The sequence below is a fragment of the Occallatibacter sp. genome (assembly GCF_036502485.1).
Taxonomy (GTDB): domain Bacteria; phylum Acidobacteriota; class Terriglobia; order Terriglobales; family Acidobacteriaceae; genus Telmatobacter.
In genome coordinates, this window is sequence record NZ_DASXYM010000112.1 from 24,803 (window position 1) to 48,636 (window position 23,834).

The 23,834-nt window shown below is 57.7% G+C and carries 19 protein-coding genes; 6 read left to right on the forward strand and 13 right to left on the reverse strand.

Annotated features, from left to right (window positions below):
- Nucleotides 1-39: 39 nt before the first annotated feature.
- Nucleotides 40-3,396 (reverse strand): TonB-dependent receptor, encoded by a 3,357-nt coding sequence (locus VGL22_RS14960; protein ID WP_465267739.1) that lies wholly within the window; start codon nt 3,394-3,396, stop codon nt 40-42.
- Nucleotides 3,397-3,685: 289 nt separating this feature from the next.
- Between VGL22_RS14960 and mnmE the strand changes: the two genes are divergently transcribed.
- The 3 genes from mnmE (at nt 3,686) to VGL22_RS14975 (ending at nt 6,729) form a co-directional block, all read left to right on the forward strand.
- Complete coding sequence (gene mnmE, locus VGL22_RS14965; protein ID WP_465267740.1) at nt 3,686-5,083, forward strand: tRNA uridine-5-carboxymethylaminomethyl(34) synthesis GTPase MnmE; 1,398 nt, start codon at nt 3,686-3,688, stop codon at nt 5,081-5,083.
- A gap of 184 nt (nt 5,084-5,267) precedes the next feature.
- Entirely contained in the window at nt 5,268-6,479 is a 1,212-nt protein-coding gene (locus tag VGL22_RS14970) for a tyrosine-type recombinase/integrase (protein ID WP_465267741.1), read from the forward strand.
- Nucleotides 6,472-6,729, forward strand: a complete 258-nt coding sequence (locus VGL22_RS14975) for a helix-turn-helix transcriptional regulator (RefSeq protein ID WP_465267742.1) — start codon at nt 6,472-6,474, stop codon at nt 6,727-6,729. Before VGL22_RS14970 ends, VGL22_RS14975 begins: the two co-directional genes overlap by 8 nt.
- 52 nt (nt 6,730-6,781) lie before the next feature.
- On the opposite strand, the gene VGL22_RS14980 is transcribed toward VGL22_RS14975, so the two are convergent.
- Nucleotides 6,782-7,039 (reverse strand): hypothetical protein, encoded by a 258-nt coding sequence (locus tag VGL22_RS14980; protein WP_465267743.1) that lies wholly within the window; start codon nt 7,037-7,039, stop codon nt 6,782-6,784.
- A gap of 191 nt (nt 7,040-7,230) precedes the next feature.
- Here VGL22_RS14980 and VGL22_RS14985 point away from each other — a divergent pair, with 191 nt between their 5' ends.
- Together VGL22_RS14985 and VGL22_RS14990 are read left to right on the forward strand one after the other, a co-directional pair.
- On the forward strand, nt 7,231-7,827 hold the full coding sequence (locus VGL22_RS14985) for a sigma factor-like helix-turn-helix DNA-binding protein (protein ID WP_465267744.1): 597 nt from the start codon (nt 7,231-7,233) through the stop codon (nt 7,825-7,827).
- The gene (locus tag VGL22_RS14990; protein WP_465267745.1) at nt 7,824-8,507 is read left to right on the forward strand and encodes a hypothetical protein; all 684 of its coding nucleotides are present in this window, start codon (nt 7,824-7,826) and stop codon (nt 8,505-8,507) included. The genes VGL22_RS14985 and VGL22_RS14990 overlap by 4 nt, the downstream gene beginning before the upstream one ends.
- Nucleotides 8,508-8,936: 429 nt before the next feature.
- Here VGL22_RS14990 and VGL22_RS14995 read toward each other — a convergent pair whose 3' ends face one another.
- From VGL22_RS14995 to VGL22_RS15015, 5 genes are all read right to left on the reverse strand, one after another.
- Entirely contained in the window at nt 8,937-9,782 is an 846-nt protein-coding gene (locus VGL22_RS14995) for a hypothetical protein (protein WP_465267746.1), read from the reverse strand.
- A 326-nt stretch (nt 9,783-10,108) separates the two neighbouring features.
- Entirely contained in the window at nt 10,109-11,251 is a 1,143-nt protein-coding gene (locus VGL22_RS15000; protein WP_465267747.1) for a TlpA family protein disulfide reductase, read from the reverse strand.
- Between the two features lie 234 nt (nt 11,252-11,485).
- A complete protein-coding gene (locus tag VGL22_RS15005) occupies nt 11,486-11,611 on the reverse strand; it encodes a TIGR03435 family protein (RefSeq protein ID WP_465267748.1) in 126 nt (41 codons plus the stop codon).
- Nucleotides 11,612-11,735: 124 nt separating this feature from the next.
- Nucleotides 11,736-12,974, reverse strand: a complete 1,239-nt coding sequence (locus VGL22_RS15010; RefSeq protein ID WP_465267749.1) for a S41 family peptidase — start codon at nt 12,972-12,974, stop codon at nt 11,736-11,738.
- 25 nt (nt 12,975-12,999) lie between these two features.
- Nucleotides 13,000-15,585 (reverse strand): CHAT domain-containing protein, encoded by a 2,586-nt coding sequence (locus VGL22_RS15015; protein ID WP_465267750.1) that lies wholly within the window; start codon nt 15,583-15,585, stop codon nt 13,000-13,002.
- Between the two features lie 261 nt (nt 15,586-15,846).
- Here VGL22_RS15015 and VGL22_RS15020 point away from each other — a divergent pair, with 261 nt between their 5' ends.
- Nucleotides 15,847-18,276, forward strand: coding sequence for an ABC transporter permease (locus tag VGL22_RS15020; protein ID WP_465267767.1), 2,430 nt, complete (start codon nt 15,847-15,849; stop codon nt 18,274-18,276).
- A gap of 50 nt (nt 18,277-18,326) precedes the next feature.
- Here the strand turns inward: VGL22_RS15020 and VGL22_RS15025 are convergent, their stop codons facing one another.
- From VGL22_RS15025 to VGL22_RS15050, 6 genes are read right to left on the reverse strand one after another with little or no spacing between them, the layout of a single operon-like run.
- A complete protein-coding gene (locus VGL22_RS15025) occupies nt 18,327-18,947 on the reverse strand; it encodes a hypothetical protein (RefSeq protein WP_465267751.1) in 621 nt (206 codons plus the stop codon).
- Complete coding sequence (locus VGL22_RS15030) at nt 18,944-19,555, reverse strand: transglycosylase SLT domain-containing protein (RefSeq protein WP_465267752.1); 612 nt, start codon at nt 19,553-19,555, stop codon at nt 18,944-18,946. The genes VGL22_RS15025 and VGL22_RS15030 overlap by 4 nt, the downstream gene beginning before the upstream one ends.
- On the reverse strand, nt 19,552-20,760 hold the full coding sequence (locus VGL22_RS15035) for a carbon-nitrogen hydrolase family protein (protein WP_465267753.1): 1,209 nt from the start codon (nt 20,758-20,760) through the stop codon (nt 19,552-19,554). Before VGL22_RS15035 ends, VGL22_RS15030 begins: the two co-directional genes overlap by 4 nt.
- 21 nt (nt 20,761-20,781) lie before the next feature.
- Nucleotides 20,782-21,363 carry a conjugative transfer signal peptidase TraF gene (gene traF, locus VGL22_RS15040; RefSeq protein WP_465267754.1) on the reverse strand — a complete coding sequence of 194 codons (582 nt, stop codon included), beginning with the start codon at nt 21,361-21,363 and terminating at the stop codon, nt 20,782-20,784.
- Nucleotides 21,347-21,802: a single-stranded DNA-binding protein gene (locus tag VGL22_RS15045; protein ID WP_465267755.1), complete on the reverse strand. Its 456-nt coding sequence runs from the start codon at nt 21,800-21,802 to the stop codon at nt 21,347-21,349. Before VGL22_RS15045 ends, traF begins: the two co-directional genes overlap by 17 nt.
- Nucleotides 21,780-23,789, reverse strand: a complete 2,010-nt coding sequence (locus VGL22_RS15050; protein ID WP_465267756.1) for a type IV secretory system conjugative DNA transfer family protein — start codon at nt 23,787-23,789, stop codon at nt 21,780-21,782. The genes VGL22_RS15045 and VGL22_RS15050 overlap by 23 nt, the downstream gene beginning before the upstream one ends.
- Nucleotides 23,790-23,834: the final 45 nt, after the last annotated feature.

Sequence of the window (23,834 nt, forward strand, 5' to 3'; positions counted from 1 at the left end):
CACACCCATCCGCGCTCTGTGCCGGCCTGACAATCTCCGTCAATAAATCAGCTTCAGCGAAAACTGAATCTGCCGCGAGTTGCCCGCCGTCTTGCTGATCATGCCAAAGCCCGATCCCGTCAGGATGTTCGCCGGCAGACCCATCGTAACGATGTTGAAGATGTTGAAAAACTCCGAGCGGAACTGCAGATCCATGCGCTCCGCACCGGATTTGCGCCGGCCGAAGGGCGTGTCCTTGATCACCGCCAGATCGAAGTTGTAGAACGCCGGTCCGCGGAAGGTGTTGCGGCCCAATGTCCCGAAGCGGCCCTGGTTCGGGCCAGTCCCGCCATCCACAAAAATGGGAATCGAGAAGAAATCCGTGTCGTTCCTGACGCCGTGCCCGAAATAGTCGGCGCGATTTTTCCGGCCAGTGGAAAGATCCGGCTTCGCAATCTGGTCCGGCCGGTCCACCCCATTGGCCCCATACCCTGTCTGCTGAATCCCGGAGAACACCGTAAACGGCGCGCCGGAGCTGATGCTCGAGATCCCCAGCACCTCCCACCCATAAGTGACCTTGCGACTAATAGCGCTCAGTGCGTCGATGTGCTCCAGGCGCAGGTCTTGCGCCGCGCTGACCGAGAAGGAATGAGTGGCGTCGAAGCTGGACGGCCCCTTCTCAGGATGGGTGTCATAAGGATCCTGCGATAAGCCTGACGCCACCGCTCCGGTGCCGCCCACCCCGCCCAGAACAAAGCTGGTGTTGTCGATGGATTTGCCCCACGTGTAGCTGGCCTGGATGCCGGGCCCTGCGTGTCCGAGATTGCCCGAAAGCGAGGTCTGCAGCGCGTGATAATTGGAATGCGCGTCCGCCACGATGACGTTCTCCACGCCGAATCCGCCAGTCACGTTGCCCTCAGCGTCAAACTCCGTGTGCGGGGCGAACCCCGGATAGGCACCCGGATAGGCGTTGGGGAAGCTGTAGCGCGGAAGCTTCTCGGCGGCTGTTCCCACATACGCTGCATCGGCCACCATGTTGCCGAATTTGCGCTCCAGCCCAAGCGTCCATGTGTAAAGGGTTGCGTTGCCGAACTTGACGTCGATGCCGCTCAGGTTGAGCGCGCTGACCACGTGACCCGCCGTCACCGCCGCGAGGTCTTTCTCGTAGCGATCAATATCCATGATGGTGTTGGGAGCTACCCGCCCTGCTGCCCCGTTGGGAAACATGTTTTCGCCGCTGGTCGTGTAGGCCTGCGGCAGTTGGTCGGGCGTGATCTTGTAGCCGTAAGGAATGGGCGTCCCTGCCGTAGCCACTGACCGCGGATAGGCAACGTAAGGAGTCGATCCGGTCAGAAAATTGTCCTGCCAGATGTTCGGCGGAATAGCCATGATGCTCCCGCCGGCATGGACCATCACGTTCCATGGCGCCTGCACCGTAGCCTGGATGCGCGGTTCGAAGGCGCGCCAGTTGGTAGAGTAGCCGGGCTGAGGATTCACCACGAACTGCTGCTTGCCGTCGATCATGCGCAAAGCCGAGGTGCGGCGCGCGCGCTCGGTGATCGGCGTGTAAAGGTCCCAGCGCAGGCCGTAGTCCAGCGTAAAGCGGCTGGAAACCTTCCACGTGTCCTGCAGGTACGCGCTGTAGTTCTCGCGATTGATAGCCGCCGGCCCGGTGTGCTCTCCGCTCGAGAAATACGGCGGAGCTATGGCCACCGTGTAGATAAACGCGCTCCCGGACAGGAACCCCGACAATGTGTCGGGCAGAGCGTCCCCCGGATGCACATCATGGTTGCCGCTCGCCGAAGGGATGAAGGCGCGTGCGTACGCCGTTCCCCCGCCAAAATCATATTCGCCATTGGGAGCAGTTCCGAAGTAAGTCGTGTCGCGGTTCAGGCGCGCTTCAAACCCGGCCTTCCAGGCATGGCGACCGCGGAGATACGACACCGTTTCCCGTCCTTGAAAAAGATTGCCGTACGCCTGCATCACCGATCCGCCCGCGGAGTTGAACGCTTCATACAGCCCATCGCCAAACTTGATCGCCGGATCCACAAAATTGGGCGTCGGAAATCCTGGGGTAGAACGGGTGATGCCGATAAGCGACTCGAAGGTGAGCCGCGCATTCGGCGAGTGCGTCCAGATACCCGCCACGTTGCGCTGGCGATCGATATACTCAACCGCAAAACTCGGATCGATGGCAGTCTGATCGGGGTTGGTCGTCGGCCCCGTCAGATTGTTGTAGTTGAACCGCGCAAAAAACTGGTCCTTGTCAGAGAACTTGTGATCCAAGCGAATCGAAAACTGGTTGGCGTTGGTATCCACCTTCGAGGCCGTGGCGTAAGTGCGAAGTCCGTAGGATCCGGTCGGATCGTTCGGCTTGGGATAGCGCGCCAGAACCGACGCAATGGCCGGGTCGATCGGCACGTTGAGAATGTCCTTTGACCCATCCGGATACGAAACCGTGTCGATGCCGCTGCGCTCCGCTTCCGTCGGCACAGGCATCACCTGGGTCGTCCCCAGCACCTGCCGGAACCCCTGATACTGCACAAAGTAAAAGCTGTGGTTGCGGCCGTCGTAAATGTGGGGAAGATAGATCGGGCCGCCGTTGGTGAATCCAAACTCGTTGCGGCGGAACGGCGGAATGCGCCCCGGATACGCAGGCGTGGGATGGTCGAAGTAGTTGCGCGCGTCAAACGCGGAGTTGCGCACAAATTCGAAAAACGACCCATGAAAGCCGCTGGCCCCGCTGCGCGTAATGATGTTGGTGAACCCCGCCGCGCCGCGTCCCACTTCGGCAGGCATCCACCCCGAACTGGAATTGATCGCCTCCACCGCATCCACGTTGAAGTTGGAGAAGGTTGACCCGCCCATCTCGGGATCGCTGATATCGGCGCCGTCCATCGCAAAAGTCGCTTCCACACCCCGCTGCCCGTTAATGGCGAACTGCGCCGTGAAATTGGTGGCGCCATTGGCGTCCGTCATGGTCCCCGCCGCCAGCAGCAGCAACTGGCTGAAATCCCGCTTGTTCAGAGGCAGTTCGCTCACCGCCTGGCTCGAAAGCTCCTGCCCGCCCGTGGCCGCTGCCGTGCGATCTTTAATGACCGCAATCGAAATTTCCCCGCGATCCGACAGCTCGATACTGAACGCGGGAATGCCCGGCCGAATATCGACCATCTGGCCGTAGTCGCTGGATTTGCCGTTGGCCTCAACCGTCAGCTGGTAGTGGCCGGGAGCAACCGGCTCAATTCGAAATCCGCCATCTTCCGCACTCATCGCGCTCAACGATTTGCCTTCGGCGCTGAGTCTTACCTTGGCCCCGGCAATGGGAGCCCCCGCTGCGTTGTGCACGCGGCCGCGCAGTACCGGCTGCGCCGGCTCGGTTGCGGGTGTCTGCGCCGGAGCCCGATGCGCAGGAACCATCACAATCCCAAAAACCAAGCCGATCGACAGAAGCAAAACAATGGAAGCCCGGACAGAAAAAGAACGACGAAAAAACGGAACCAATGGGGTGGACATACCAATTCAACTTTCACAGAAAGGTAGATAGAAGCCACTACGAAGCAGGGCCCAACCTCGTTCCGCAGTATAATACGCGGGCGCTGCTAAAACGTTTGTGTTGCGGGAATCCCGCTTCGATCGCCCTTTCCCCACACGGCCCAAAATCGATTCGCCACAGCCGATCCGGCCTTCTTAGAATGAAATGAGCCGCATGGCCGACATCCTCCAAAATCCCGATCCAGTCCAAGCTCTCGATACCATCGCGGCCGTCTCAACGCCGCCCGGCCGCGGCGGCATCGGCATCGTGCGCCTGAGCGGGCCGGATGCGCCATCCATTGCCGCCCAGTTGCTGCGGCTCCGCCATCCCCTCGAGCATGGCCGGGCACGCCTGGCGGAAGTGCTCGACACCGCTGAAAGCGCCGAGTCCCCCGCGCGTATAGACGAAGCCATGGTGACTTACTTTGCCGCGCCCAATTCCTACACCGCCGACGATCTCGTTGAGATCGCCGCACATGGGTCCCCCGTGGTGCTGGATCTGTTGCTCCGCCGCGCCATCGAACATGGAGCGCGGTTGGCCGAGCCGGGCGAGTTCACCCAGCGCGCCTTTCTGTCAGGCCGCATTGACCTCACCCAGGCCGAAGCCGTCCGCGACCTCATCGAGGCGCAAACCCTCACCCAGGCGCGTCAGGCCGCCAGCCAGATGGGCGGCGCCCTCAGCCGCCGCGCGGCCCCCGCAAAGCAGAACCTCGTCGAACTCGTCGCCCTTATGGAAGCCGGCATCGACTTCGCCGAAGACGATATCGACGTCACTCCGCAGCAGGAAATTGCACGTCGTATCGACGAGATCGCACTCCCGCTGGCCGCCCTCGAGACCTCGTTCTCCCGCGGACGCATCGTGCACGACGGTCTCACGCTCGCCATTGTGGGTCGCCCCAATGCGGGCAAAAGCTCCCTCTTCAATCGCCTCGTGGAGCGTGATCGCGCCATCGTCACTCCCACCCCCGGTACCACCCGCGACACCGTGAGCGAGCGCATTTCCCTTGACGGCATCCCCCTGGAACTCGTCGATACGGCCGGCCTCCGCGAAGCCCATGACGTCGCCGAGCAGCTCGGCATCGCCCGCAGCAGGGAAGCGCTGGCCGATGCAGCCCTGGTCCTCATCGTCATGGATGCCACCCAGCCGCTGAATGAAGAAGAACGCGACCTCCTCGCCGCAGTGCAGGGACGCCCCGCCTTGGTCGCCTGCAACAAGAGCGATCTCGCAACGCCCGCGGCCGCCCCGCAAAACGCGCAGGGAATCCCGGCCATCGCCACCTCGGCCCTCACGGGCGAAGGCGTCGCGGAGCTGCGCAGCCGCATTCTCGCGCTTGCCTCCGGCGGCGCCGCCAGCGAAAGCGGCATGCTCACCAACATGCGGCAGCATCAGGCAGTCACCACGGCGCTCAGCGCGCTTACTGATGCAAAAAACGCCAACGCAGGCGGAATCCCCCACGAGATGATTCTGCTGGACCTCTATCGCGCCCTGTGGGCCCTCGACTCCCTCACCGGCCAGACCACCACCGACGACATCCTGCAGCTGATCTTCTCCACCTTCTGCATCGGCAAGTGATGGGCCTTGATAGCAAAATGGTTCGCGGTACCACGTATACGGTAAATATATTTTTAGTCAATAGATTACGGTAAATTACGCTCAGATAGTCCGACGTTAGCCGGAGCTTTTCTTGTCCATTGGATTGTCCATGGTCACGCTATAGACACCAAATTGTCCTGTCATGGACAATCGTAGAATCGACATGCCGATTACCGATCTACAGCTCAGAAGCCTGAAACCTAAACCTCAACCTTACCTCGTGACAGATGGGCGCGGTTTGGCACTCGAAGTCCTGTCCTCCGGCACAGCGTGCTGGCGATATCGCTATCAGCTGAATGGGAAAACCGAAAAGGTGACGCTTGGTCGGTACCCTGTGGTCGGGCTCAAAGAAGCCAGAATCAAACGGGATGAGCTCGCCGCGGCCGTGTTCCGCGGTGAGTCGCCAGCACGCCAAAAACAGCTTGAAAAAGTCGCGCTTGCGAATTCCACGAGCGTGCGCGATTTTTGCGAGAGGTATTTCAAGGAGGTGATCGAGAAAACTTGGAAGAATCCGATACAGCTCCGCCGCTATCTCGATAAGGAAATCTATCCGTCGTTTGGTGCCCAGCAGATGAAGGATGTGACCGCCCAGGATGTGCAGCGCCTCGTCTTCCGGAAACGCGACAACGGGTTCGAATCGTCTGCCGCACAGATCCGTAATCTCCTCAAGCGGGCATTCGATTATGCGATTGTCTGCGGCCTAATTTCCGTGAACCCTGTCCACGCGACTCCAATGCGGTTCATCACGCGGGCCCGGCCCAGGACTCGTGCGCTGTCTCCGGAAGAAGTGAGGACATATCTGGAGGTTCTCTATCGTTCGAACATTAGACGCCAATTTAAACTCGCGCTGAACCTCATTCTGCTTACCCTCGTGCGCAAATCTGAATTGCTCCATGCGCTCTGGAGTCAGGTAGATTTTAAACTGGGTGAGTGGGCCCTCCCGGGAGAAAGCGTTAAGAATGAAAAGCCTCACATTGTCTACTTGTCCCGGCAAGCAACGGAGATCTTGGTAGAGCTGAAGACGCTTGCTGGTGATTCCGAGTTCGTTTTGCCCGGTCGTGGAAGCCTCACCAAGCCGTTTGCATCTAATGCTCTAAATAAGGCCCTTGAGGGCGTCAACTTCCCGATTCCACCTTTTACGATTCACGATTTGCGTCGAACCGGTTCCACAATCCTCCATGAGCGCGGTTTCTCGTCAGACGTTGTGGAGAAAGCGTTGAACCACACCATCGGGGGAGTTCGCGGCGTTTATAACCGTGCGGAATACGCGGAGCAGCGCCGGGAGATGCTGCAGAGCTGGGCTGACTATGTCGATGAGCTGTGTTCCATCCACATCTCGCCTAAAGGCGCTATGAGGAAAAAACGGAATGGATGAAAAGATTCTTCGGCTGCCGGCGGTCAAGGATAGGACCGGGCTCTCGCGAAGCAGCGTCTACGAGAAGATCGCTGCGGGGGATTTCCCGAAACCGATTTCGCTCGGTGCTCGTGCCGTGGGATGGCTTGAATCGGACATCGAAGCGTGGATCGATGGTAGGGTCGGTGTGAGCCGTTCGACCCAATCAATTCGACCTGGTTTGGATGAAGCTCGAATGAAAGCAATCCCTGCCAGACGCTCTGTTCGATGATCGGGTTAATCTGGTTCGAGAAGCCGTCTGTTGTTGCCGGCTCGAACGATGACTACCTTTTCGATCGGTTGGCACGCCTTCTCTTCTGCATCACCGCCCCCTCGATTCTGAGATTGGCCTCATGCCTTTTCTTCGCCGCTGCGTACACTTCCTCCCACGGCACCGGGAATTTCTCATGGACGCCAGTGAGTTGGACGACTGCGAATTCGGGGCGGCTTTCCACGATCATCTCTCGTGGTTTTCCGTTTGCAACTATTGACGTGGCTGTAACGAAGAGGGTCTGACTCTTGCGCTCGATCAAGTAGGCCATGGGGGAAGGTTCTCCTGTGCGGTTACGCGTTGCGTGAGCCAACTTGCGATCCTTAAATCGCGTCAAAGGATTCAGTATTCTTGTGCAATCAGAGGCTGAAGGCGCCTCTACTCTCATAGCTGTTGAATTGACCTGAAGTTTGACACCCGACTTCAACTTTTTTTTTTGAGCGTGCAGGCTTCAGCGATTTAATGGCGGCCATTCTTCTTCATCTTGTTGACGAACACGACCAACCTGTCCCCCTACAGGTGCGCCTAGCCGTCGAGACCGCCTATCGCTGGGCGCTACATGAATATCAGCATTTTGACCGAGCCGTGCTTGCGGGCATGGCTGAATCTGTGGCGCTTGCAATGTGCCGGCGCTTGGAGCAAATAGAATTCCCGAGGCGGTATGCTTTCACCGCACTGACCGGCAAATTGCAGGGGTGGTATCGCGCGCATCCGGCAATCGAAATACTGATGGACCTCGCGGAAGTCGAACATCTGACAGGAGATAAATCGAAATCCACCTCAGCCGCGGATTTGAACGTCCTGTTTTCGCAGATTAAGGCTCGACTGCGCGAACGTGACCGGCAGATCCTCGTTCTACTCGAACAGGACCTCGGGCCCAAAGAAATCGCCAAGGCATTCAACATCAGCTATCTGGCTGCCGCAAAAGCCATCCAGCGTGCAAGGGAAAGGATGGCGGCAATACTGTCCGGGACCGGCAGTGAAGGCAATGAAGATGACAAGAAATGCCACGATCCAGAACATTTAGCCTTAAAATTTGGTGATCAGAGTCCAGAGTGAAATCGATTCGTAAATTCTTTCTCGAAGCAAATCCGAATCCCAGACGGGAAGGCTGTCCTGACGAGAAGACGTTAAAGGACATCGCGGAGAATCGTCTGCCCCCGGATCACGCGGCGCGGCTGCACCTCGCCTCCTGTTCGCCATGTTTCGCGGAGTTTCGCAGCTTCAAAGCGGAAGCTGATGCCGCGCGCGCATCCCGATTGAAGATTCTCGCGTGGGGGCTCGCGGCCTGTCTGCTCATTGCTCTAGGAGTTTACGGATCGAAAGCACTGCTAAGGGAGCCGACTCCGCAAAGCGCCGGAGGCGGGACGGAAAAACAAGTCGGCCAATTGGCGGCTGTGGACCAGACGATTGACCTCTACAACCATGGGACTCCCCGTGGCGGAAGCGAACCGAGCCCGCTGGAGGCGGTTTCGCTGCCTTCGGCGTTAGTGCATCTCCGGTTGATCCTGCCGCGGTTTAGTGACCCCGGCAACTATGTCGTCGCGGTTTCAAAGGACAAGGCGGGAACGGCAATTGCTGCTCGCGGAAGCGGAAAGACGGTTGCCGATGGTCCACGATTGTTCCTGGATGTTCCGCTCGACCTGCGCGGGGCACCGTCCGGATCATATTTTCTGGCCACCGTGCGAGAGAGTGATAACGGGACTTACTACTACCCGCTTAATGTCCAGGGGCGTTGAAGGGCGCCCCTTCCCCGACCAGAGTTGCCGTATTCGATTGGCTTATGCAATAGATTGAACGATGCTTGGGCTTAACCCTCACCGATTCGATCCGCCTCACGTAAAGGCGCACGAGCGCTGCAGCCTGCACCGTGCCGAGATCGAGTCGAGCGAAATCTGCGGCGGCTTTCTATTGTTCCGAGACATTTCCGCCGTCCGCTATATCCGAGTGGATTGATCAGAGTCGAACAGCTCTATGTCGGAAGTGCGCAATCGATGGAGTGATTGGGTCGGCATCTCGTTTTCCCATCAACGTCGAGTTCCTGACTCGCATGCATGACTAGTGGTGCTGAGCATGTCTCCGGCGTTGGCCTTGGTCGGCTTCCAGGCGATCCCGCTCACAAAAAACTTCCACATTGCCCACGATTCGCTCCGAACGCGATCAACAAATCAATTGCCGTGCGCAGTCTGCATGGCATTCTTCATTCCTCCGGCAAAACCCAGCGGCGGCCCCAGGAGCGCATAGGCGATGAAAAGCTGAGCAATATCGGCTCCCAAAATTGGAACGTGCCGGAAGAATCCGAAGAGGTCCACCGAGATTCCGATCAGGAGTAGAGCCCATTCGCGTGCCGTGCCGTAGGCTGCTTTCTCATGATTGACATCCGATCCACTCAGCACGATCTCGGGCAGTACCAGACGCATCGGGACGTAGACCACCAGCGCCCCGAGAGCAACCGTGAGGATGTGCGCGGTTCGTGACGGGCTGTCGGTTGGCCACTCCGGACAAATGGTGAGGGCAACTAAGGCGACCACGATAGGTACTACGGTGCGAGTCCATCGCAACGAGGTCAGCGATATCTCGTTTCGCTGTGTAACGAGGATGAGCAGCTGTGCTGCAACAGTCACCGCGGTCAGACCGCCGAGTAATGCGAAAAGCCGAGTTGGTGAGACAATCCCGATCCACGTCGCCGGATTTCGTGCCAAAGCAATGATCTCCGCCATGAACGTAATAAAGATGGCAAAGAGAGCTGCCTGTTGTGATCGGAGGCTGTAGAGGTCTCGCACAGGGAACGACGAGCCGTGACCGCTAAACAACCTCACTATGGAGCCAATAGCGATGAAGACAATGGCGAAGAACGCGAATGCATTTACCCCATCGCACGGGTCGGTGCCTACGGGAGCCACCCCCAGAGACACCAATCTCCGGTTGATCATCACGTGAGCGATGACCAGTGCAAGCATGACAACAGAGTTGTACCACAAACCGGTCGGTTTATCCCTTGCCATCACGTTCATGTATTCGGTCCCAAGGCATCTCCAGCTTATAGCGATCTTTCTAACCAACATCCTATCTCCGGAGTGGTCCAACTTCAGGCGGCGACCTTCCCGGAGAAGGCTGCGCGATTGCAATCCCGAAAGTCGAACCTCGAATGATCCTGTTCGTCACGGCATTCGTAGTCCCTGGAGTTCCGGGCGTATCACCAAAGCGGAAATCGGTACAAATGGGGCCGGCCCGGTGATTGGCGCCCACGAATCTCCTACATTGTCCACCACTCGCCCGGAACTCAACAAAACGGTCGAAGGCGTCATCCTGTCCGCCTCGCGCGTTCTGCTTAGCGCAACTAGTTCCCTTTCGATGGGCTCTTGGCAAAAATGTGCCCGAGCACCTTCTCGACATATCCATTTCGCTCGAAGGCATCGCTGGGGACCACGCCAATAAACCGGATAGTCCCGCTACTGTCGAGCACAACACCGAGTGGATAGTCGACCACGCCGAAGGTCCGTGCGGTCTGCGCGGGAACCTCGAGCGTGGGCGTGCCCGCCAGGTATTTCTCATTCTCGGCGTGCAGCACTTTGGCAGCGTCCTGCTGGCCTGCAGGCGAATCTTCAGGGTAGAGCAGCGCGTAGACGTGGATTGGTGCATTACTGTTGGCCGCGGCGAACTTCGTCATGGTCTTCACCAGTTCGCGGCACTCGATGCACCAGTCGGAGAAGAGTACGAGCACAGTGGCTTTGCCGAAATTGGGATCGATCCGGAGCTTGGCGCTCGCCGATTGCAGCGTTCGTGTCGGATGCACATTTGGCAAATGCATGCCCAACAAATAGTACTGTGTCCGCACTTCATTGATCTCTTGTTGGTCTTCGGCGGAGATTGTCGTCAGTCTCTGAAGCGCGGCGTCCGCGTCGGCTGCCGCTGCCGCCGCGGCGTCGGTGTTGCCGGCAAAACGATTGAAAAACGCCAACTCCATTGCGGACGCGTACAGCGACCCGGTTGAAATGGCGGCATCGCTGCCAGCCGCTGTCAACGGACCGGGCCGGCTCAACGCCTGCACGATGGCGGCGTGCTCGTCGCGGGCAAGCCCCAGCGCGTCTGGGCTGCCGGCGTGCTCGAGCAAGTCTTTCATGTACCGGACCGTGTAGGCCACATCGGCGTCGTAGGTGAAATATAGCAGCCCGCGTGTCGTGTTCAGCGCAATGTCCATTGCCCCGAGCTGCGCCAGCGCTCTCACGCTGATCGCCATGGCCTGGGTTTCATGCGCTTGCGTCTTGCTTGCCATATACTTTTGGGCCGCTTCGTTGGCTGGACTCCAGTCTTGGCCAAAGGCACAGAGACGCGCGAGGTCGTAGAGGTCCTCGCCTCGATAGTCGTCGGGCTTGACTGCATCACAGGCCTCGCGTGCCCTTTGCATGCCGACAGCCAGCGCAGCACGTTCAGCCTCAGACCAGTTGTCGATCGAAGCGCGCACCACAGCCAACGGATGCATCGCGTCTTGATAAATAGCTCCGGGAGCTTCGCGCGCAGGTACGGGAGTTTTTTGGGGGGATGCGGGCGCCTGGTCCGCTGGTGTCGGGGGAGGGGGTATCGGAACAGGAGGCGTTTGGCTGGGCGCCGTCAACGGCATAACCGCAGTGGCAACAAGCATGCCGGCCAATAACATGCGTGCGCAGCGAGCGCCTCTCATCACTGGAACCCCCCAGACTGCTGCTTCCTTGAACGCCTAATTCGGCGAAGGCTCCTCGACATGATCTATGACAGGAACGTCTATTGGACCCTTGCGCGGTTCCAGTTTGAGGTCAAGCTGTTCTTGAAGCGCTGTGAAAAGCGATGACCCAGAAGATTCCACGTTGTACTAGACGCGCCTCCATCCATATTGGCACTAGGCGGAGCAGCGCTCGCAGAGATGTCAAGGGGCTGTGTGATCGCCTATGCGGAACCTTCGGCCGCAAAAGAATGGCAATTATGAGGAGCTAACCTAAACCTTGAGCGACCTGGACAGCCTTGCTCAGTTGATTGTCGCGCCCAAGTAGCGCTTCACCGTAGGACCAATCCACGGGAACATCCGGGGTGATCCCCTTGCCTTCTATGCGGTTTCCGTTCCAACTCACATACGCGCCAATTGGAATGACGAGTCGATAGTCGTTTCCGATCTTGAAACCAGAACGAGACAGAAGTCGGCCGGGCGTTTTGTTCCCTACAATAGTCCCGAGCCCATTCTCTTGGGCAAACTGAGCGAGCATCTCCGCGGCGCCCGTGGTGTGTTCATTCACAAGAATCACGACTCGGCCGTGAAAGCTCTGCCTTCCCAAGCCGGATGTTTCAAGCACAACTGACTTCTTTCCGAGAAACTTGAGAGCGAGGAATGGAATTTCCAGCTTCGACTTCGGAATGCGATCAAACTTAGGCAGACTGGCCTTGTCATAGCCGCGTTCCGCAGTCGGGCGGTCCAGACTGTAGCCAATCGGAACTTTTGAAGGAGTGAGATAGCTCATCAGGTGCAGCCCGCCGATTCCTCCACCGGGATTCCCCCGCAGATCGATCACCAATCGCTCGACGTTGGGGATCTTCTCGTGAAAGGCAGCATCGACATCCTTCGCGAAGTCGATCCCAATCTTGCCGGGGAACAAGCTTACCTTCACGGCTCCCAGGGACTCGGCCGCCATGGCGGCGGTCACGCTGTCTGGCTCCGAATAGGGATTGTCTTTGTACTTAGGTTCCGGCGTCGCCAGGTCCAAGCGCTTTTCGGCCCTGTTCCCGTTCCTGGAGATGACGATGGGAATTCGTTCATCCATCGGGAATACAGGCGGCTCATCGGGCAAAATGTTGTGCCCCTTTGCCGAGATCAGGGAATCTCCAGGCTGGACACCCGCGCGAGCTGCCACACCTCCCGGCAACACATCCTGAAAGACCCACCGAGTCCCATCGGCGTTCGTCTCGACTTTGCGAAAGCTTGCATTAATTGCGTTCCGCGGGGTGATCTCAGTCGTTGGGCCAAGCAAGCCCAACCCGCTGGAGTGAACCTCATGCAGCATGCTTGTCACCGCCGCTTCGAAGCCGTCCACCGTTTCTCCACCGAGAATCGATTCGGTGTGCTTCGCGACGACCTGTTTCCAGTCCTTACCGCCAAACGCCGGATCGTAATACTTCTCAGCCACCAACGCTGAAATCTTGTTCAGTAGGTTTTGCCGATCAGAACGGGTGAGTGCCATAAGAATCCTCTCCAGAGGGGATGAATTACAAGGTGGTGTCGGGATTGCCGACGAGTTGGAAGCTCGCCCAGTAGTAAGGCGGTGCGTTGTCTTTGATGAGTGCAAGCTGCGCGTCTCTCAGTGCTTCGGCTTCTGGTTCGTGCATTGCGACGTGGCGATAAAAGTCGGTCATCATTCGCGAGGTGGAGTGATCTTCGAGCTCCCACAGTGTTGAGACCACGCTGTCGGCGCCCGCCTCGATGAAGGCGTTGACGAGGTTTGCAACGCCGGCTTCGCCCACAGGACCGACGCCTGTATTGCAGGCGGAGAGTGTCACGAGTCTTGCGTTTAGGTGCATCTTGCGGATGTCTCGCACCTGAAGCAGGCCGTCGTCACTCCTGCTTGGATTGGGAGCGAACACGAGCGCCGAACGATCGGGATAATCGATATCCGTATAGCCGTGCAAGGCGAGGTGAAGCACGTTGAATCGGGCAAGTGGCAAGCTCTCGAAGTGGGTTTTGGTCGCGTCATCTCCCAGGAGAATTGTGCTGGGTTTGGGCAGCGTGGTGGCGATTGACTGCACTTCTCTCTTGCTGTCAGGGAGCGGCGTAAGCTCGCTGCGTTCAGGCCCCGAGATGGCGCGCGTGATGAAGTTGCGGGTATCGGCGGTTTGGGTCCACGCGGCCACTCCCACATACGGCAACGATTGGTCTTCATCCTCACTGGCCCGCTTTTTCAGGATGTGAAGAACAGTCGAGGACGGCGTGACGCTTACTTCGTGCGTCTGGAGAAGATACTTCCCGTTGTCGACCAGGGCCGAAAACGGCAGTAGGTGCAGCGAGCCGTCTGGAATCAGAATCAAATGGGACTTCTCGCGCAACTCCCTTACCGGCCCGAGGACTTCATTAAACAGTTTCTGACCGAGAGTGGGATCTACCCCCTGTGCGCGAAGTTCATGCCGATATTTGTCGGCATCGGTTTCCAATGTCGTTTGTCCAGGCAATGTGTACGGGCGCACGGTCGTCTTGGTAATTGCCAAGGCCTGTGAGTGCGGTTCCGCGACGACGTATTCGACAACGAGATCGTCATCACTTAGGTCGTGCTGAAGCTGGGCAAGCGTGATGGGCCGCGTTGCCGTCTGCCCTTCGAGAGATGAACCATCGATGTTGAGTTCAGTATGGTAGATAGCGTCCGTGATCTGCGCGCGCTGCTTCGGATCGTCAGTGTCTATGAGGGCCAGGTTCAACCTGGTCAGTCTCAGCTCTTCTGGCGTAGGGGCGTGCGGAGGAATTGTCACGTGATGTTGCAAACCCTCGGCTTCGACGCGCCCACGGACCTCCTCAAGCACTCGAAAAGCATCTTCGTATTTCTTCTGAGCGGAGAGGGACGCAAAGAACCCGGAATAAACGTATCCCATCTGGGCGAGCACGTAGCGCTGTACGTTTTGAGTCGGGGCATGGGCAAGCATTGCATCAATGAGCGCCGCGCTCTTGCGGTAGAGTTCGTCTGACCCTTTCGCATTGCCAAGCTTCTGTGTGATCTCCGCTTTGATCGCCAGATTTCTTGGTACAAAATAGAGTTCGTCCGGGATATGGGTGTTGGCGTCGATGGCTTCATCGATCGCCTTCAGTGCGTCAGGAAGCTGGCCTTGGTGTTCATGCGCAAGTGCGAGAAAGCCGCCTGCTTCTGTGATGCCTCTCCAGTAGGAGAGGAGTCGAGCATCCGCGAGCGACCTATTGCAATCGGCAACCGCTTGTGACCACTGATTGAGGTCTTCATAAACCTCGGCGCGGGACATCAGAATCTGAAATTCGTGACCTTTCAAAGAGGCATTCGGCAGGTGAGCCAGCGCATCGGCCGAAAGGGCCAATGCCTCGTCGTAACGCCGGAGGCCGCGGAGCGCATCGATCTTCGAATTAACTGCAATCGACGGGTAGGCAAGATCGGGATTTGCTTTCGCGAGTTTTATTGCTTCGTCGAGTGGAGTCAGCGCCTCCTTGTACCGGCGCAACTCGACCAGGCCGTCGCCGTAAACGCTGGCGTACCGCACACTGGCAGCCGGATCGTGCAAGACCTTGGCGGAAGTCCACGCCTCCAGCACATCTTTCTTCGCTGTCGCTGTATCTCCAAGGATGAACGCGGCGATGCCTTGTTCACCGGTGGCGCGCAGGGCCAGTTGGAGATGGCCGCGGCGACGGGCGAGTTCGGCAACTTGAGTCCAGGTGCTCCGCGCGGAAGCCGCGTCGTAATCGGTCTCCAACATCCCGCGGATCGTCAGAATGCGAAGCCGCGTTTCCGGGTCCGCGGCTTCGGGACGAGCCAGATCGTTGGTGAGCTGAAAGATTGTGGCGGTCAGGCTGGAGGATTCGGAATTCGGCGGGATCTGGCTGACATGTGCGTAGAGTGCCTTCGACGCCCGGTGCTGCTGCGCGAAGAGAAGTTCTGCATGGTGGTACAGAGGCTCGGCTTTAATCCAGTTGTCGTTCCATGAGAGCGCGTCCGCTTGACTGAGAAGAGAATCCGGGTCGCGGTCGTCAACTCTGGCAGTGTGAAACTGAGCCCAGCATATTCCTGCAACGGCTATTGCAATCAGTGAGATAGATGTAGCAAGCTGCCGGCGCGTAACCCTCAAGAGCCCATCCTGCGCCGCAGGAAAATTGGGAAGGGCCTATGCGGACAGGGCTCCCCTGCAGTCGAAACCGGCGCGTTTGTCGTTTGACGCGTGCCTCTCTGGGGCGGGTTGCCTGATACTTCGAACGGGAATTGCCGATCAGCGTGATTTCGCATCGGAGCATTTAGCGCAGCGGCTTCACCTTGGGTCTGAGGGTATGCAGAATGTCGACTTTGACCAACAGATAAAATCTCAACATACTGGCATGGGGGTATGTCGCCGATGCGCGATCTCCGGCAAGCTTTCCGAATGTTATGGCGCACTCCCGCCGTTACGGGAATTGCATTGGTGTCGATCGCATTGAGCGTGGGAGCGACCGCGGTGGTCTTCACGGCAGTCAGAGCGGTGCTTCTTGCGCCTTTGCCTTACGCCCACCCCTCTGAAGTTGTACAGATCAGAACAGATTTCCCCAAGTTCGAGCCGTCACATACCGACTGGGCCCTCTGGAGCGACGCTCAGGAGATCGCTCGACGAACCCGTACCCTTGCTTCAGTTGCTGTTTATCGCAACGAAATGTTCAACCTTGCGAGCAACGGTTCCACACCTCCCGAAGCCCTGTACGGATTGCGCGTAACCGCGAATCTCTTTCCCACGCTCGGCGTTGCGCCTATGCTCGGGCGCAACATTCTGCCTGACGAAGATCAGCCCGGCCACGCCAACGAGATGATTCTCAGCTATGGGCTTTGGGTTCGACGGTTCAATGCAGATCCGTCGATTGTTGGACACAGCGTCACGATTGACGGCCAAAGCTGCCTCATTCTCGGCGTCATGCCGCGCGGATTTGATTTTCCGCTGCGTCGCCAAGCCGCTCACACTCCTTCTCCCTACGTCGATTTTTGGGCTCCGTATCGCAGCGGTAAACCTCAAGCCCCGTACGCAGCGGTCGGCGTGGTAGCCAGATTGCGATCAGACACCTCGTTAAACGAGGCCCAACAGGACCTTGCAACCATTAGCACCGATCTCAGCCGCGAGTTTCCGACAACGAATCGGGACCACATCCTCCACCTGGGGCTTCTTCGCGACAGGATGCTGGGAAGCGCCAAAGATGCTCTGTGGGTGTTGATGGCGGCCGCTGTGATGTTTCTTCTTATCGGTTGTGCGAATGTAGCGAACCTTTTGCTGGCGCGTGGGCTGACGCGCCAGCGAGAGATTACGATTCGCATGGCACTGGGCGCGAGCAGGTCACGTATTGTTCGCCAGTTGCTGACAGAAAGTTGTGTTCTCGCGGTTCTCGGCGGAATGGGAGGCTATGCTCTTACCGTAGCTACCTGGAGAGCCTTGCCGGGGATCGCGCCCGTAAACGTTCCTCGCCTTGGCGGAGCACACGCGGATTGGCGAATCCTTGTTTTCTCGCTGGTTATTGCGCTCGCCAACGGTCTATTGTTTGGGATGGTCCCCGCTATCAGAGCAGGTTGGACGCGAGCCAAAGCGAATCAGGACCTTCGCTCGCATAGCGGAATTGCCGGCAGCAATCGAGTCCGCGGCGCTCTGGTTGCCATAGAAGTCGCCCTGGCGGTAGCTCTGGTTGTGGTCGGAGGGCAACTTCTGGCAAATTTTGCTACCCTGCTCCGGACCGATCCCGGCTTCGACGCGAAGCGCGTCACTGCGTTCATCATAGTTCCGGACCGTGTGCGGTACCAGACTCCTGAAGAGTGGGGAAAGTTCTACCGTAGCGCCTTGGATTCGGTTCGCGCACTTCCTGGCATCGAGAGCGCCGGAACCAACGATGCTCTTCCGTTTAGCGGAGAGAATACTGGCGGACTCGTTGGCAGGAACGCTGGCGGAGCGACGCAAAGCGGCCAGATCACTGCGGAGATCGATGATGTGAGCGCTGGCTACCTGCAAACAATGGGGATTCGATTACTGCAGGGAAGATGGTTGAATGAAGAAGATATGAATGACTCCAGCGGCGCTGCTGTCGTGAGTGACGCTGTTGCAAAAGGTCTCTGGCCGGGCGAGAGCCCGATCGGCAAACCCATCTGCGTCTTTTGCTCCCCGGAAAATCCGAATAACTGGAAACGGATCATCGGGGTGGTATCGAGCAGCCGGCATTCGTCAATGGATGGACCGCAGCAGCAGGCGACGGTCTATGTCGCCGCCGGTGCTTTGCACAAAGCAGTATTTCTGGTCGTGAGAAGCCACCGGCCGGAGATCGATCTCCAAAAGGCAGTCCGTCAGGCCATCGCTGGCATCGATCCCAATCAGCCGATCTTTCTAAGCGCGACGATGCAAGCCCTCATTGACGACTCCCTTGCGGATCGACGGTTCATAATGCTCCTCCTGGCTCTGACCGGCTGCCTTGCCCTTGCCATGGCTGCCGCCGGCGTCTATGGGGTGGCATCCTACGTTACCTCGCGGAGAAAGCAGGAGATCGGGATACGCATTGCGCTGGGAGCCACACGTGGCAAGGTCGAAGTATTGATCTTTCGCCAGGGCTTTGTCAGTGCGACCATAGGACTGATTTCCGGGATAGCATTCACGCTGGCTTTAATGCGAATCCTACGTGGCATACTCCAAGGACTCCAGTCCGGAAACTCTGGCGCCCTCTGGATGGAAATCAGCTTGGTTACTCTGACTGCCGCCCTCGGCTGTTGGCTTCCAGCTCGACGTGCAGCAAAAATCGACCCGATGGTGGCTCTTCGGCAGGAATAAATTGTAGGCACTACGAAGTGCCAGTTGTTCAGTTGTTCAGTTGCTCCGCGCTACGGGAACGGGAACAAATCCAGTGAATTGCGCCGATCCCGGCCTGGGATCGACTTCCTTTTGGATAGGTCGGGGTCCACTGCGAGTATCAGCAGTCGTCGAAGGTTATTGGTCTGGAGGTTCTGGATTTGTGCCTGGAGTTCGTCTTTTGAGGACTCCATCAACGTGGGTGCCCAGCGGAGCGTAAGGTCATTCTCGATTGCAAGTTCACGGAAGAATTCGAGAGAGGCGAGGTCTGAACCCTCATCGAACGGATTGATCCATTCGATCCCGCGCAGATACTCCGTGGCGCGCTTGGACCATTCCTCAAGCTCTAATCCCTTGAGCCGGTTCTCGCTGGCGAGCTTGTCGAACAAACTATCCAACGAAGATGACAGAGAAGACGGTCGCGGCTGGCGAAGTTGGCCGGCCCGCGGAAACGCGTCCTCAAAGATGCGCGCATGTACCTGCTGAAGATGATTGGCGTCGAACGCACCGATGACCGGCGTGGACTCAAGCCCCGTCAGTTTATAAGCAATCGAATCTGCATTAACCTGATTGAGCGCCCGAGATTCGCGGATCGCGAGCTTCGATGGATGGGCAGTAGTGTCCGGAAACATGAGATCTTCGGGCTCAATCATTTCTGACCTCCTGGGTTCTGCTCGTTTCTGGATTGCCTCGGATTGGGCATACCGGCAAGGCGCTTCCGGACTGCCATGACATGCGCAAGATAGCCATTTTCAATCCCTCGATTCGTGTCGCCGGTGTTGTAGCGGGAAAGAGCATGTTGTAGCGCGGCCTGTCCTGGACCGTAGGTCCGCACTTCGATCTGATAATCGTCGCTCAAAATCGCCCACCCGGTCCGGACGTTTGTGCAGGGATCAAGCAGTGCCGCCGGCGAAATATGCCGGCGCACAGCTTCATCGGTGCTCACCTGCATTAAGCCGATATCCACTGAGATGTGCCGTGCGTTCAAGTAGTCGATCCATTCGAGAGCTTCACTCGCGTTGTTGGGCTGACGCATGAGGCGGAGCGTGCCTGGGGGAAGTCGCCAGCGCTGCATTAGCGCGCGGGGAAAATCGAGCTGAAGCGCGTCGGGGTTTCCACCGGACTCCGCGCTGACGATGGCGGCCAACGTGGCCAATGGCGCTGAAGGAACGCACAGGTCACGAAGTCGGCTGAGATTCGCCGTCTCTGCATAGGTGGACGCCGATGAGAGAAGCATCATTGCGATGAATGCAATCTTCATTCGTTCCGCGCCTCGTAAAGTGGGATATCCCATAGGTCTGCCCAATCTTTCGCCGCCTCGTGCTGAATTGCCGGAATGGCAGTCTTCGAGGCCCAGTAATCATTGCTCGGGGCGAGTAGCATGTCCGGGTTGCGGGCGAGAGATTGCAAAGCCGGCCAAATGAGTAGCTGTTCATAGCACATGAGCACGGCCGCATGTTGATTCAGCACGCGGATCGTTGGCGGATAGCGCAGCATCAGGGGAAAACCATCTCTGCCACCGAAGTGCCACATGGCAATTGGAACTGGTATGCGTTGTACATACGCAAAGTGCGGACCGAATCCGCGCGTGAGGAGAATATTTCGACTGCCTTGCGTGGCTGGAACAGGGACCGTGGTGCCAAGCAAGAGGGTTGTGTGCTGTTGCTGCAGAGAGCGGAATGTGTCCTGCCAATGGGCGTCGGTCATCCTGGACCACGTGGGTACGATCGTTTCCGGGAACAACACAACGGAATCACGGTGCTTGAGGGCTTCTCTCTGTATCAGGCGCTCCCGATGGTACAGAACCAACGAGGAACGGGGTACAAACGCTGATCCCCCAAAGTGCGTGTCGATTGCTGCAACATGAGGGTCCACGGCAGGCGGAGTCCACCTGACATGGGTGACGATAAACGACGCGAGCAAAATGCCCGCTGTGTACCTCGGCCCGAACCAGCGGTAGAGGAGTATCGCAATCAGCGGCAGGAAGATTCCAAGCCACCGAGTACCCGGAAACCACTGACCGACCGAAATCAGTGGGTGTGCGACGGTCATGAGGCTGAGTGGAGGAAGAGCCAGAACTGCCAGCGCGGCGATTGCAGACACCTCAATAAACCGGCGGTGATAAAGCAGAAGCCAGGGAAGACTGCCGAGCGCAATGCAGCCAAGGAAGAGAAGCAACGGAAGCGCGAAGCTTGCGTTGGTTCCGAAGAACACGGCGGAACCTGGGATGACGCTCCAAGTTGCTCCGGCGTAATAGAACACGGCAGAGAATGCTTCCAATCTTGAGCGTGATTGCAGATACAAGAACGGATAAAGAAGAGAGATCCAGCTCAAGCGTGCGACGCCACTCCATCCCAGAAAGCCGATGAGGGCCGCGGCGGCGAACAGGATGACCGTGCGGCCGGCTGTGTGACTACCGTTGGATCGCGATCTTGGAAGAGGTTGGTTTTCTTTGAACAGCAACATGTGGCAACTCGATGAGCGCTATCAGCGCACTTTGTATCGTTCGGTAATGAACGGGCGAACCCACTCTCTGACAGTTCGCAATGGCACCGGACCGAAGTAGCGGGAATCGAAACTCCTTGAACTGTAGGAACTGACAACCCAAATCTGGCCTTGAGCCACTTTGTAGGTCCCGTAAGGATACGGGTGAAGTTTTCTACCAAGCGAATCGCGAGTGAGTGCCGATGAATTAGGAACCGGCGTTCCGTCCACGATTACTCCGCTGGGCGAGGTTGTCACAACATTGCCAGGCCACGCGACAACCGGCTTCAAGAGCGCTGCGTAGCCATCGGGGCAAGTGCCCAGACTCCGCCGCGTATTTGGGTTGTCGCTGAAACCTGACCAGCGCTGATCGGGACAAAAGAACGCATACGGTGAGTTCTTACGAGTGGCCGAAGTCGGCTCCGCCGCTTGACGGTAGATTCCGAAGGGCGCCGAATGAGTGAAATTGAAGACAAATCCGAACTCGAAGAAGGCCAGTGCTGAGACCGCAGCGCCGGTGCCAAACAAGAGAGCAACACGAATCGCCTTTTTGATCACTCTGCTTGTATCAAAGCGGCCAATCATGAATGCTCTCCTGAATGTAGGCTGGGGGCTGATAAGGAGATTGCGCACGTCGCATTTCGTTTTGGTGGATGGGTGGCTCCTCGTCTGAGGTGAGACCTGAAATGCGGTGGGCATCTGTGACATGAATTTCCCAGACCGTGGACGGGCTTTTGCCACCGTCCGGGTCGTCGCCTTTCCGTGGCATCTCGCGACGGATCAGCTGACCCGTGACATGGATGTTGTCGCCTTTTTCGAAGTGGCGAGCCGCTTGTACGCTTCGACCGAAGAAAACCAACGGCAGAAACTGCCGATGCGTGACGGTTTTGCCTTGTGTGTCGTACTGCCAACTCTGTGCCAATCTCGCTCTGACGAATTCACGATTGCCAACCCGGTCAATGGTTGGTTTGTCGGTGAGATTGCCTGCTTGTTGAGTGATGTTAGAGCTCATTGAACTGCCCATGGGCGGCCTCCTCCATTGCCTGCTCTGCGATTGCTGCTGTATCAAGCGAGACCTTCTCGGCGGCTGCCTGGGTCGGTTCGTTGGCAGCCGTGTTAAATCGCGGCGGCGGAAGCTTGGTTCGCGCCAACAGCGTTTTGCTCAAGAAGAAAAGGCTCTGCGTTCCGTAGATTGGGGCGACACCATTGATGAAGATCAGCATGTCGCCCGGCTCGATGATTCTGCTGTCTGGATCGTTTGTTGCCTTACGAGGCGGTCTCATTCTTCGAATCTCATCGACAGTAATAAGGGGTCTTTGAACCTGCTCAACGCTCCGGAAAATATGCTTCAGATAAAAGTCCGTCCTTTGCCCGCTATAATTCACGGTTTCCTTTTCAATGGTCATGTTGCCAGACAGCTCGGACAGGCTTTTGCAGGTCATCAGGTTGTCGGTTTGAAATGCGGTCTTGATATAGCAGTTGTCCGTGATGGATTCGTTCTCTCCGTACTCTTCGCGAATCTGCGTGAGGGTCTGGGCGATGAGATAGGGCTTGATCTTGTAGCCGGCCATCAGGCTCATTGCAGACGCGAGATTTGGAATTTTCTTTAACTCCGGGAATTCGTCCAACATCAATAGCAGATGGTGCCGGTCCTTTGCGGGCTGTTCCATGAGCCGAGTGAAGATCAGTTGGAGGACCAGGCGTACGAGTGGGCGAAGGCGGTCCCGGTCTGGCTGCGGGATTTTCAGATAGAGGCTCATCGGCCTTTCGCCATAGACGAGATCCCTGATCTTGAAATCGCTGCGAGAGATCGTCTTCTGCACGATGGGATCGTCGTATATGGTCATCGGAGTGACGATGCTGGACTGAACGCTTGCCCCTTCCCGATCCGCCCGGTTCAATTGACGCTGTACAGCCTTAGCAACGAACGGGTGCGTAACCGTGGGATGGCCATTGATGTCTTTCCAGTTGAGCCGCGGCGCGGACCTGCCGCCGGGATCGTGCGTCTCGGCTTGCATTTGCCTGAGCGTGTCGGAGATGTCTTTTCCGGGGAGCGAGTATAGATCCAGAACATCAGAAAGCGTGACCTCGCGCGGCGGATCGAGACGACGGAAGAAGTATCCGAGATGCAAGATGCCGGCTGAAACGAGGTCTACAGCGGCATCCTCGAAGTGCTGATACAAGTTGTTCTCGCCACCATGGCGAATGACTGCGTTTGCGATTGTCTGGGCATCGCCGACGTCGTGGTCAGTCTCCCACCGGACCTCTGAAAGAGGGTTGTAGCAGCAGCTCTCCTCGGGCAACGTCGGCGCGAACTTGAGTACACGCTGGCCAATCTTGTGTCGAAACCCTGCGGTGAGGTCCCAGTTTTCACCTTTGAGATCGTAAACAACAACACTCTGGCGCCACTGGCACAAAGAAGGAACAATCGCGCTCACGCCTTTGCCTGAGCGGCTCGGAGCGAAGAGAAGGACGGGCTCTGCGCCCGAATGGATGAGATAGCGGAGTTCCTGCGTATTTGGGTCACGCCATCCGCCGATATACACGCCGTCCGTGGCATCAAGCAGGCCGAGTTCTTCGATGGCCTTCTTGTCTGCCCATTTCGCGGAACCGTGCAGATTTTGCAGGCTGTCGGTATCCTTGCGGTCTCTGATGAGTGAAAGGAACCAGTAGGCAATCCAGGCGAAGAACACTCCAAGGATGATTGTTGCCGCGAATGCAATCCAAATGTCTCGGCGCACTTCGGAGCTGATGAGTCTGCTGGCGGCATATCGACTCCAAAGTCGAATGCCGGCAAATGGCTGGAAGGCGCCAACACCCCTGAACCAGAAAAGAGGCTCTCCCATTTCAATGGGATTGCCAAGTGTGATGGCAAGCCATTCTGTGGTGGCAGACGAAGTGAGCACAAAGACCGCTGCGGCCCCGCAAACGGCTTTGAAATTCCAGCCGCCCTGCCAACCTGGGCGCCTGGGGAGGACATAACCGGGTGGCGCAATTTGGGCATTCCGCATGTTCGGTGCTCCTTTACAGCGATGTGCATTGCAATTACGTACGTA